At 42.3% G+C, this 13,050-nt stretch carries 7 protein-coding genes; all 7 read left to right on the forward strand.

The genetic code is table 11. The features are described 5' to 3' along the window. Window positions 1-71 precede the first annotated feature (71 nt). The 7 genes from esaA (at window position 72) to O3646_RS04865 (ending at window position 12,819) form a co-directional block, all read left to right on the forward strand. Window positions 72-3,095 carry a type VII secretion protein EsaA gene (gene esaA / locus O3646_RS04835; RefSeq protein WP_371610614.1) on the forward strand — a complete coding sequence of 1,008 codons (3,024 nt, stop codon included), beginning with the start codon at window positions 72-74 and terminating at the stop codon, window positions 3,093-3,095. Further along, complete coding sequence (essA, locus tag O3646_RS04840; protein ID WP_024054630.1) at window positions 3,092-3,547, forward strand: type VII secretion protein EssA; 456 nt, start codon at window positions 3,092-3,094, stop codon at window positions 3,545-3,547. The genes esaA and essA overlap by 4 nt, the downstream gene beginning before the upstream one ends. After that, window positions 3,548-3,790 carry an EsaB/YukD family protein gene (locus O3646_RS04845; RefSeq protein ID WP_003013697.1) on the forward strand — a complete coding sequence of 81 codons (243 nt, stop codon included), beginning with the start codon at window positions 3,548-3,550 and terminating at the stop codon, window positions 3,788-3,790. It abuts the gene before it with no gap. A 1-nt stretch (window position 3,791) separates the two neighbouring features. Continuing rightward, on the forward strand, window positions 3,792-5,081 hold the full coding sequence (essB, locus tag O3646_RS04850; RefSeq protein ID WP_070594774.1) for a type VII secretion protein EssB: 1,290 nt from the start codon (window positions 3,792-3,794) through the stop codon (window positions 5,079-5,081). 3 nt (window positions 5,082-5,084) lie between these two features. Further along, window positions 5,085-9,494, forward strand: a complete 4,410-nt coding sequence (essC, locus tag O3646_RS04855; RefSeq protein WP_371610615.1) for a type VII secretion protein EssC — start codon at window positions 5,085-5,087, stop codon at window positions 9,492-9,494. A gap of 63 nt (window positions 9,495-9,557) precedes the next feature. Beyond that, on the forward strand, window positions 9,558-10,226 hold the full coding sequence (locus O3646_RS04860; protein WP_371610616.1) for a hypothetical protein: 669 nt from the start codon (window positions 9,558-9,560) through the stop codon (window positions 10,224-10,226). 7 nt (window positions 10,227-10,233) lie between these two features. Beyond that, window positions 10,234-12,819, forward strand: coding sequence for an SA1320 family protein (locus O3646_RS04865; RefSeq protein WP_371610617.1), 2,586 nt, complete (start codon window positions 10,234-10,236; stop codon window positions 12,817-12,819). Window positions 12,820-13,050 lie beyond the last annotated feature (231 nt).

A 13,050-nucleotide genomic window follows, 5' to 3' on the forward strand; every position in this document is an offset into this window, starting at 1 on the left:
TAGAAAATAGGGGTTAGATTCTTAATTCCTAACCCCTATTTTGTATCTATGAATTAGAAAAAGGAAAAGGTATGGAAGTTAAAAATAAAAAATGGTTAAAATACATCGGTCAGAGTGCGGTTGTGCTCCTTTTGATGGGATCTGTCGTAGGTCTTTATACGACGGTTCAAAAGGACCAAAAGCAAAACGAAGCCAAGACCGTGCAAACGACAGAAAACACCAAGCTCAACATTGCGGTTGTCAATGAAGACAAGGCGGTCAAGCTGAATGATAAAGAATACAACCTTGGGGCTAGCTATGTAAAGAATATCGAGCGGGATAATTCGCAAAACTGGTCTGTACTCCCTCGTGGAGCTGCTGAGTCAGGGCTTGCAGATGGCAAGTACCAGTTGATGATTGTCATTCCAAGTGACTTCTCAGAAAAGGTCTTGGAAGTGAACGCGGTTAATGCAGAGAAGACCACGGTGACATATAAGGTCAATGCAGCTGGGAATTCTCAGGTTGAAAACGAGGCCAATAAAGTCGCTAAAGATATCGTTTCAGACTTGAATAGCCAATTGGTTGATATGTATATGGTCAGCATTTTGAGCAATCTTTATACAGCTCAGAAGAACGTGGAGACAAGTAATAAAATCCAATCGACCAACATTGGTTCATACCGAAGCAACTTGCTGGATTCGGCCTTGGATTCCAAGAATATCTTCCCAAGTCTCTATAGCTTGTCTACGTCTTCTGTCGAGTCGAACAATGCTTTGAAGACAGTCCTTGAGTCTTATACACAGGCTTTTGATCAATTGACCCAATCTCAGGATCAGTACGGTCAAAACTTCGACACATTGATCAAACAACGCTCTGAGGATAAAATTAGCCATGAAGAGTTCATGAATCAGCTGATGTCCATGAACCAGTCTGTTGTCAGTGAAAAGACCCAAGAGTTGTATAAGAATCTACAACAAAACCAAGAAGCAATTACCAAACAATTGAGTCAACCAACTGAAACAGAAGGAGATGCTTCAGGTACCAAGACCTATGCAGGCTTGACAAAAGATGTGAATGATCGTGTGGCAGACCTCGAAAAAGGGATCAAGGCAGAACGCGACAAATTAGATGAGCACGAAAAGAACATCGAGTCTTCTGTAAAAGAGAAGATCCTTGACTACTATGGTCTAAAAGAAGGAGACAAAGTTACTCTTCATACCTTGCTTGGAAAGCCAAAAATCGAAACTATCAGCAAGGCTCGAGATAAAGCGGATGATGACATTCGTCAAGCAATTGAAAAACTTCCGTCTTTAGATCCTGCTAGTCTGAATTTGAATAAGTATGGAAATCTCAACGCAGCGATTGATTTTGATAGTGCTTTTGCTGGAACGAAGGCGCAAGCAAAAGGAAATGCCGATGAATTAAAACGATTGGCTGCAGAAGTGGATGCCAAATTAACGGCAGTTGCGGATGTCCTTAATGCTAAATCTGGGAAACAGAAAGTTAGTATTCATGTCCCTGCAGGGGTCAAGGTTGATACTTGGACCTATGATGGACAGACTTATGCAGGCAGTGGTGAGCAGGAAGTCGAACTGAAAGATGGCAAACAAATTCAAATTCACCTTGTTGAAGATGGAGGAGCTATGCCAAGCGCGATTGATGTTGAAGTCCTTGTGAATGGGGTTTCTTCAACCAGTGTGACCGTATCTGCAGAAGATTTGAAAACAGCGGTTGCTAACTATGCATCGAAAGCTAGTGAAATCGCCTTGGATTATCAACGCGCAGGAGCATTGATCAATGCCTACTACCCAGAAGATGACAACCATGTTCGTCATTCACTCTATGATCCAATCGAAGATATGGATTTGACAAACGCTTTGGTCGACATCGTGAAGGCTGCTGTTTCAAGTAACATGAAGGACTACCGTAAGAGCATTGAAACGGATGAATCTGGGGATGCAACGAAGAGTGTGAAAGCCCAGTTAGATGGTACCCTTAAACAGTTGCAAGACTTGGGACCACAATTGCAGGCCAATCTTCAAGCAATCGAAAACACTAACAAAGATCTAACCCAAAATATCAATGATCAATTGACGCAATATGCAGATCTTCAAAAACGTTTAGAAGAGATCTCAAAAGCGCAAGAAACAGTGACACAGGCTCAAACCAAGACCGATGCAGATTTGTCAGCTCTTGGTTCTGAATACACGTCATTATTGAGCTCGACAGAAGGCGTTAAGAGCTCATCTCGTAGCAATGTAGAAGCTGCTAACTCTACCAATGAAATCTTTGGCCAATTGAACAAAGAATTGGAAAAAGCCCAAGGCAATACAGAGAAATTGTCTAGCAATGCAGAGAGCTTGATGGGTGAATTCGACAAGGAATTGTCTGAAAATGGGAACTTCGTCGAAGCCTTCCGTAAGGTCTTCAACAATGCCTATGAAAACGGAGTACCGAATGAAGTCTTGCTCGACTTCTTGTCAAATCCAGTTGCAGAGAAATCGTCTTCTGTGAAAGCGACCATCAACGTCTACCGTCCATTTATCTGGATCTTTATGTTGGAAGTCTTGAGCCTCTTTACAGCTTATCTCTTTGCGACGCAACCAATCATCCGTAAGGTTAAGGATCGTTTCAAACTCGATCGTTTGCAAGAATCAGATCTCTTGTCTGTCGGTGTTCTTGTGGGACTTTCTCTCATCCTTGGACTAGTGATTGGAATGATTTCAAGTATTCAACTCTCTGTTGGTCGTGAATATGTACCTTCATGGGTATTCTTAGCGGTTCTAGCAAGCTTTGTCTTGGTACAACTGCAATACCTCCTCTTGAAACACTTCCGTGTGATTGGAATGGGACTGGCCTTCTTCATGTTGATCAGCTATGTCTACCTATCAAGCGCGATCGGAACGACCGCGACCTTGTCAGGCCTTCCAGCACTGGTGAAAAATGTCAACCTCCTTTCTATTTTAGAAGGACAGTTTGCGGGTTACTTTGATGGACAAACAGCCGGTATCGGCGTCTTCTTCGGATTGTTGGTCTTCTTCGGACTTTTGGCGGTTGCCAATATCTTCATTCCTAAGAAGTTTACTCAAACAAAGGAAATTGAATCAAGCTTATGAAAAAAATGATGTATCTTCTCTTTGTCTTAAGTCTCTTGCCAGCGGTTGTTGTTTCTGCAGATGATTTTATTGATAATCGTCTGCAGGTCAACAACTCACGTCTTGAGACAGAGCAGGAAAAGACACTTGGGGGCCAATTGGATGCGACTGAGTCTCTTTTCAATGAGAAGGATCAGAAAAAATTAGCAGATGAAAAACGCAAGCAAGAGAAACAATTGACCGATTCTGACGGCCAGTTGTTTTCTGCTATAAAGGGAAAGAAAAAAACGGGGCCTGAAGCGGACCTGTTCCAGCCTGAAAATCAAAAATTATCTAAATTCGAGTCCAATGTGGAGGACAATTCGGCCAGCTTGTCGGATTTTATTCCAGCCTTGCAAATGCTGGCTTGGAGTGCCCTTCTCTTTGGGATTGCTGGCTATATTTCCTATCGAATCTATAGAAAAGAGGCCTAAATGGACCAACATATCAATGTCACCTTCCGTATGAATGGTGCAAGCCATGACCTCCGAATCCCAACGCGGATGGAGGTGCGACGCTTGATTCGGGAATTGGATCAGATCTTTGGGTCTGCCATGGAGCCTAGAAGCAAGTATCAGTTGCGCGTGGTAAATAAAGGCATCTTGCTAGATGAAGGCAAGGTGGTACAGGAGTATCCGATCACGAGTGGTGATCTGATCGAGATTGAGGAGTGGTAAGGTGAAAGAAGAACAATTTACACTGGAAGAACAAGTCTTCCGTTTTGAAAAAGAAGAAACGAGCTGGCGGCTGGACCTCAAGCGTTCAGAAGTGGATAGCCAGGATTTACGCAATTTATGGATTTTGGATCTCCATCATCCCTTGTTTTTAGAGCAAAGCATGACAGCGGATCAAGACCAGATTCATCTGACCTATCAGACAGATGCGCTAGGATTGAGTGCTGAAGAAATTCAAGAATTACCGGTTTCAGACCGTCTGCGTCTAGCTATCAATGTCTTAGATTTGGCGCCAGCCTTGGAGCTTCCGGTGACCTTTATGTTGCATCCCATCAATTTGTTTGTGACCAAGGATGCGCAGGTCAAGATCGCTTACCGCGGGGTTCCGGGAATGATGGTGCCACGCAAATGGGATCAGGTTGAATTCTTGCGTCAGGCCAAGTGCTATGCGGTCACTCTTTTTGGGGACTGGGATTTCATGGAGCTCTATCAAGGCACGCTCGAATTAGAAGATCTACCAGATTTCTTGGTGGAAATCCGTGATGCCGCTAGCTTAGAAGAGATGAAAGCTCTCTTAGAGAAAGCCTACCAAGAACGCAAGGAAGAGGAAGAAAAGACCTTGACCTTGGTTTCAAGTCGTCAACACCGAATCTTTAAGTTGGCAACAGTGTGGCTTTCAGCTGTAGTGGCCCTTTTACTCTTGCCTTTGATCTATTTAGTCTTTTTCCAAGCACCCTTTAAAGAAAAGTTGCTTCAAGCGGATACAGCCTATCTCAAGGTAGACTACACCGGTGTGATCGATGAGTTGGAAGGAGTGGCTCCAAGCAGTCTTCCAACGACACAGAAATATGAGTTGGCGACGTCTTACTTGCAAGGCTTGAATTTCTCAGAGGACCAAAAGAAGGTCATCCTCAATAACGTCACGCTCAAGTCAGACAGCCTCTATCTCCACTACTGGATCTATATCGGTCGTCATGACTTTACCCAAGCGCTGGATACAGCCAAGCGGATCGACGATTCAGACTTGATTATCTATGCCCTTCGTAAAGAAATCAAGGCGACACGTGATAGCGAAAAACTCTCTGGTGAACAGCGCGAGAAGAAACTCTCTGAGCTTGAGGGTGAATACAAGAAATACTGGGATGCCCGCTCTAAACTCTTGGAAGCAGAGACAGATGAAACCAAATCTTCCACTAGCAGCTCAACAACAGCTTCATCTACAGAAGGCTCCTCAACAGAAAGTTCGTCTTCTACAACTGCAAGCTCGACTGAGTCTAGCGACCACAAGGAGTAGTCTATGAAAAAACGTATCATACTCTATAAAAAAGGTTTTCGCTATGAGCTAGCGCTAGAAGAGGGAAAAACAGCGACCGTATCGAATCAAGAAACAGCTCAGTTGACCCTGGCTTCGCAAGAAAACCCCCTTCATTTCCAATGGAGTCAAGGAGAAATCTTCTACCAGTATGGTGAAGACAAGGGTGTGCTTGAAAATAGCAAGATTCTTGGAGATGTGGTCTGCTACTTGGCGACAGGAGAAGTCCATACCTATGAACTGTTAGACAAGGAAGAAATTCTCGTAGCAGATGAAAAGGGTGCAGATGTGCGCTTGCACTATCCAGTGCGCTTTCTCCTTGTAAAAAAAGAGCAGACATGGACTTGCCAGCTCTTATCTGGAAAACTCTACCATAACCACAAACTCGTCAGTGAAGCGACTTTTCCACTGGCCTTTGGGGATGAACTGGCTATTGGAGATGTGACCTTTAAGCTCTATCCGGAAGAATTTGGCGTGGAAGGGACAGTCGAAGTGAGTCCTTATCTAGTGCCGCGTTTGCGTTCACGCTATGACTTTTACAAGGACTATCCAGAGTACCACCGGTCTCCGCGGATCATCTACCGGAGTTCGGAAGACAAGATCTTGATCAATCCTCCGGGAGCGGAGCCTCAAAAGCCAACGGATGAACTCTTGAAGTTGATCATGCCACCCCTCATCATGGTTGGGGTGACCCTCTTGATCACCATTTTCCAACCGCGGGGGCTCTACATCATCGCGACAGTATCCATGTCTGTGGTCAGTGTGATCTTTTCGGTCCAAGGATTCTTCAAGAATCGTAAGAAATACAAAGAAGACAAGAAAGAGCGCGTGGAGCTCTACCATCTCTATCTCAAGGACAAGGCCAAGGACTTGGAACAGCTATCTCGGAAGCAACGAGAAGGCATGTTTTACCATTTCCCAGCGATTGAAGACTTGACCAAGATGGTTAAACGCTATGACTCACGGATCTACGAAAAAACACCGCTTCATTTTGACTTTTTGGCCTATCGCTTGGGCTTGGGCAAGGTTCCAACCAGCTATGAGCTCAAATATGGTCAGGAAGAGCGCAGTGGGAAGAAAGATGCCTTGGAAGAAGAAGGCTATGCCCTTTTCCAAGCTCACCAAAAGATCGACAATCTTCCGATTGTAGCCAGCCTTAATCGTGGTCCCGTAGGGTATGTCGGCCCTCGTCCTATTGTGCTCGAGCAGTTACAACTCCTCGTTGCCCAATTAGCTGTCTTTCACTCTTACCATGATCTGACTATTATTCCGATCATTCCAGAAGAGGAAAAAGAAAGCTGGGATTGGATGCGCTGGTTGCCTCATGCGACTCTGCAAGACATGAATGTCCGTAGCTTTGTCTACAATCAGCGGACACGCGATCAGGTCTTGAACAGTCTCAACCAAATCCTCAAGCTTCGCAAGGCGCAAAAAGAGGAAGAAAAAGCCAATGACACCAAGATCTTCCACCCTCACTATGTGGTGCTCATCACCGATGAAACCTTGATTTTAGATCATGTCATCATGGAATTCTTCCGTGAGGATCCGACAGAGCTCGGCTGCTCTATCATCTATGTGGCAGACGTGCTCTCATCTCTTTCTGAAAATATCCAAACGGTTATCTCTATCAAGGACCGCAACCAAGGGCAATTGCTCTTGCAAGAAGGGGTTCTTCGCGAGCTCGACTTCCAATTGGATCACTTTCCTGAAGGCTATGATAAGGAAGCTATCTCGCGTGGCCTTGCCCCTCTGAAGCATATCCAACAGCTTAAGAGCTCAATTCCAGACTCGGTGACCTTCCTTGAAATGTACCAGGCGGAAACTTTCAATGACCTCAAGGTTTTGGGCCGTTGGGAGAGCCATGCTCCTTACCAAAGTTTGGCTGTACCGATCGGTCTGCGCGGGAAGGACGATTTGGTTTACCTCAATCTCCATGAAAAAGCTCATGGACCACATGGTTTGATCGCAGGGACAACTGGTTCTGGTAAGTCTGAAACCATTCAGTCTTATATCCTGAGCCTTGCCGTCAACTTCCACCCACACGATGTGGCTTTCCTCCTCATCGACTACAAGGGTGGGGGAATGGCCAACCTCTTCAAGGATCTGCCTCACTTGCTTGGGACCATCACCAACTTGGATGGTGCCCAGTCTATGCGGGCCCTAGCCTCTATCAATGCGGAGATCCATCGTCGGGAGCGCCTCTTTGGTCAATATGGGGTCAACCATATCAACCAATACCAAAAGAAATTTAAACTCGGTGAAGCGACAGAACCGCTTCCTCACCTCTTCTTGATTAGTGATGAGTTCGCCGAACTCAAGGTCAACCAACCAGACTTCATCAAGGAGTTGGTCTCTATCGCGCGTGTCGGGCGTTCCCTCGGGGTGCACTTGATCCTTGCGACGCAAAAACCTTCTGGGGTCGTGGACGACCAGATCTGGTCTAACTCCCGCTTCAAGCTAGCCCTCAAGGTGGCAGACCGTGGAGACTCCATGGAGATGCTGCGGACGGCAGATGCGGCTGAAATCACCCAGACCGGTCGTGCCTACCTCCAAGTCGGAAATAACGAAGTCTATGAACTCTTCCAAACCGCTTGGTCAGGAGCAGACTACCAGCCTGAGAAGGACCAGCTAGGAATCGAAGACCATACCATCTACTTGATCAATGAACTGGGCCAATACGAAGTCCTCAACCAAGACCTATCCGGTCTGGATATGGCAGAAGAAATCAAGGAAGTGCCAACAGAGCTAGATGTCATCGTGCAAGAAATCAACCACTTGCATCAACAAGAAGGCATCGCAGCTGTGGCCCAACCATGGTTGCCACCGCTCAAAGAGCGGATCACGCTGGATGAACTGGACAAGGTCGTGCCGATCGAGGCTTGGCAAAAACGGACAGCTCCAAGCGTCCTAATCGGGGTCGCCGATATCCCGCAAGCGCAAAAACAAGAAGCTGTCGCTATCGATCTGTCAAAAGATGGGAATATCCTCCTTTACGGAAGTCCAGGTACAGGAAAGACGACTTTCCTTCAGACAGTCGCAATGGATCTGGCCCGCAAGCAGAGCCCAGAAAATCTGACCATGTACCTGCTGGATTTCGGAACCAATGGTCTGGCGCCCTTGACGCAACTGCCACATGTGGCAGATAGCCTCTTGCTCGATCAGACGGAGAAAATCCAGAAATTTATCCGGATCATCAACCGCGAGTTGGATCGTAGGAAGAAACTCCTTTCTGAGCATGGAGTCGGCACTATCGCTCTCTACCGTGAAGTGACAGGTAAGCAAGAGCCAACCATGGTCATTCTCATGGATAGCTATGAGTCCATGAAGGACGAGCCCTATGAGACAGACCTCTTCAAGCTCTTCATGCGGATCTCCCGTGAAGGTCTCAGCATTGGTGTGCACCTAATCATCACAGCTAGCCGTCAGAACAACCTACGGGCTCAGCTCTATTCCAACTTCAAGCACCAGCTGACCTTGCCACAAAATGATATCTCTGAAGTCCGCGGTATCGTGGGAGCAACCCCACTAGCATCTACCATGGAAGACATCAAGGGGCGGGCGCTCATGAAGCGTGACGAAGTCGATGTCGTCCAGTTCGCCCTACCAGTAGCAGGGGATAATGATATCCAAATCATCAACAACCTCCGCGACCAAGTGCAAAGCCTCAAAGAGATGTGGACAGGCCGCACCCCAGCAGGTATCCCAATGGTGCCAGATGAGTTGACAGAAGCAGCCTTCTATGGACGTGAGGATGTAGCAGCCTTGCTGGATGAAGGAAAAGTGCCACTCGGATTGGATCTGGAAACAGTTGAGCCTGTGACATGGGATCTCAAGAAAGGCAACCTTCTCTATCTGACAGACAAAGAAGAGCAAATGACACAATTCGTCAAACAAATCGCTCGTAGTAAGCAGAAGGTGATTGTGTTGGCGCCACAATTTTCTAAACTAAACTTAGAAGGATTTGAGCAGAAAGTTATCTGTGAGAATGTAATACAAGATATAGAAAATAGGTTGGAATTTCTTGAAAATGAGATAAATAAACGTATCCAAGAAGAATTGACGGAACAAGTAGCTACTATTGTTCTTTATAATGTAACGGAGATCATTGGAAATCTAACACCTATTGCACAGAAGAGACTAGAGTTTATCTTTAAACAAGGTCTATTTGCTGGCTATAAATCAATTGTAATAACGAACCAAAGTATTTCTCGTAATATCGAGGCACCGTTGCGCTTAGCAAAAGGTTTCAAACAAGCCTTGGTAAGCATGAGGCTTAATGATCAAACTGTTGTACCTGTTGCAAAGAAACCTCTACGAGAGTCTATATTAGAAAAACAAGTTCATTATTTTGTTTGTGAGAGTACATACATTAAGATCAAGTCATTGATGCGCTAAATGCTTGATTAAAGACGCAATCACAAATCAATAGTGAACATTATAATTGCGGAGTAAAGAAATATGAAAAAAATAAAAATAATTTTATGGTTACTGATAGGAGGAGCTATACTTATGACAGCAACAACATTGACTGGATGTAGTTTTGGGGGAGAAACTATTCCCAAAAACAGAACAAAGGAACAGTACGAATTTGAAAAAACGTTTGAACCTTTGTTTAAATTTTTGGAGCAAGATAAGAAGGAGTTTACAGGATTAAAGGCATACACTAGTAGAGTTTATATAAAAAATCAAGATGAAGTAAAAAAATACGAAGTAGATTTAGATATCACTCAATCTGATATTAAAGGTGATTATACAATAACACTTGGCGAGGATAACAAAACTGTTCCGGTTACATATTCTAATGGGAAGTTAAATTATGGGTCGGAGGTAACTCCTTTATATGATGAAGAAATTCTTAATTTAGTGGTACAAAGAGATTTCTTTACTTCTTTAGATGTAAAGGAGACCTTTAAGAGTGCAGAAACAGAACTTCGTGAGATTGTATATCAGCCAGAAAATAACTCTGACCTCTATAAACATCTAAAAAGCAAATATGATTTACCAGAGGAAACAACATGTATAGTATTAGTAAATCATTCTAGCTCAACTATATATAGAGTAACTATTCAACTAAAATCTAATCAAAAGATTGTGCAAATTAGTAGTGTTATTTTTGAAAAAGAATGAGGTTTCCATGAACGAAATTGAAAAGAGTAATCGCCGAGTTGAAATGTCAGCTGTTTTATCGGATGCAGTATATAATTATGAAAAAGCATATACCGGAGCAATTGAGGGCGATCCTGAAACAGTAACAAAAGATGTTTTGCGTGATGCTGGTATCAATACAAAGAGTTATGAAATCGTCGACTCCATGTACGATAAAGATTCTGGTGTTGCCGCAATTGCGGTTAAAGACAAACTGACTGAGGAAACCTATATTTCCTACGCAGGAACCAACTATAAAGCTGACGGTCATAAAGATATTATTGTAGATGCTGCAATTGGTATCAATGATTCATTATATCTTAAAAAAAAGAACAAACCTGCACTTGATTTTTATGATAGAGTAGAAGCAAAAGGAAACTATATCACAACAACAACAGGACATTCTTATGGAGAATTTCAGGCTGGAAGAGTAGCGTTAGAAAGACAAGTACCATACAATTACGGGTATCAGGGGGCTCCTCAGTCAGTAAATGGGAAAACAGCTCAGCAGATGATTAAGGACGGAGATTCTAAATTATTTAATGAGATTCTAGTAAATAAAGATTTTGATCATTTCAAAACCATGGTTGAAGTGAAAACTAATCAAACAGGGCTGAGTATGCCAAGTGATAAAGTGCTTAAGCAATACTGGACCTACTTTTCATCTTTAAAGAATATTTCTCCTGAAACGTTAAAATCCTCGGAAAAAGAAGCTAAGCGGATAGAAGAATTAAGGAAAAATTACAAGGGACAATCAATTACTTTTTCCTCAACTCGTGATGTATTGACTAATTTAGTATGGAATCAAAATAAATTAGAAATTCAATTTGAAGGACAGGCACTAGATGGAGCATTTTTGCAATGGTTGTTAGATGCTAATACTCCAGGAATACTAGATTTTGCTGGAATAAGCATGGAAACAAAATATCCAGGGAGAGTTGTTGCAATTGATTTACCAATTTACCATAATATGACAGCATATAGAAAAAGTGAAGAAGCTATGCAATATACAAAGCAAATAGTTCTAGAACAATTATTTACTGTTGATATAGAAGGAGATGGTATTCTTGATTTTGCGGTCACTCCTGAAAATACAACTACCAGAGATTTATTACCAAAAAGTGGAGATTCACTACAAGTTAAAATAGATACTACATCTATGACAATTTTGATTACTAATTTAAAAGTATGTTTAAAGCAGGCACAAAATTTAGCATCAGTTACTCAACAAACTCTTCAAGCAAATGAAAATGTTATGAATAATTTATCGAGTCGCACAAATAATCTTAAGGAGGTGGTCTTCCAACATTTACAATCGATAAGTTTAATTGAAGCTATCCAAAAGATAGACAAGGCTTATAGTCACTATAATAGTATTACAGGAACTTTTGATACACTTAGTAACTATGATTCATACGAGTTTTCAAGAAAATTTGATTGGAGAGGTTCCAGTATATTTTATGATTATTTAGATAGTGCTGGAAATGTATTTAATCATGGAGCAATTACTTCTAAGCTGAATGGCATGAATTCAAATGCTTTAAATATAGAGGCAGATATCAATATGCATAAAATAGCTTCTGAAGGAAAATACGGGAATATATGGCCTCAAGCAAACATGTATACGAAGTTTGGAACCAAAGGTGCAGAACTTGTGAATTCATTTGAAGATATGATTGAAAAAAGTACAAATGGATTGGCAAATCGCTCTCATTTTGGTGATGGAATTCCACAAGCTGTTGATGAAATTTTAAAAGTGTTAGCACAAAATATTCAAACAATTATCTCTTGCATTTCATATACTATTTCAGTAGCTGAGCTTATTAAATCAGCTTTAGAAGAAACTGATAGAGGATTGGCCAGAAATATTGACACTTTAAATTTCAGTTCGATTCCAGATGTAAATATTAGTGTTTCACAGGATTATAATGCTTACTTAGAGGAGAGTGGTATATTCGATGATCGTGATGTAATTAGTGCTTTTGACGATCAAATAGATGTTAAATCTGAGGCTTTAGCCAATCAAATGTCTCCAGCATTTAGTGATTATCTTGATAGTGTAAAAGCTGCTGTTGAACATACAAACAAGGTGATGACCACTGCTAAATATGATCTCCAAACAATTGTTAATGAATTTCCAACTAAAATATACTACAAGTTAAAATCTGATGATAAAAATAAGAAAAAACTTTATAGTACTGTAGAGCCACTTATTTCGGTATCAGGTGTAATTCGAACTGCTATTTCAGATATTGATTCTGTAGATTTAGATTTGACCACAGCATCGACAACAATTAATACGGTATTTACTATGTTAGGAGGTTTCAAACCAGTATTTAGAAATGGGATGGAGGATGCTTTTTATGGAGCTGCTCATTTACAAGGTATTGTTCGTGCTCAAAAAGCAGTTGCGACGGTTATTAAATCATTACAAATTCGCTTTGTTAACTTGAAAGGAGATTTGGAAAGTTTATCTTCAGGTGCCGCATCAGGTGCGCTAGGATACAAACTAGGAGATATGACGAATCTGATGGGGAATGTATCTCACGTTATTGACGATTGTTTTGGAAATTGATAATGATTAATATTTTTTAGAGAGAGCCCCTTTGAACTGTACCTCAAAAGTTAGATTTTTCTGTCTAACTTTTGAGGTGTTTTTATTATGTGACTTTCAGTCCGTCTCGCTCCGTTAGGTGCGAGACAAAAAAACCACCCGCTATGCGGGTGCGCATCGAAGGTTATACCAAAAAAACTCTAAACGCGATACAATTAAGGTGTTCAAGCCAATTGTAAAGCGAAAGGAGAA

The organism is Streptococcus sp. 27098_8_148 (assembly GCF_041432105.1).
GTDB lineage: Bacteria > Bacillota > Bacilli > Lactobacillales > Streptococcaceae > Streptococcus > Streptococcus parasanguinis_AE.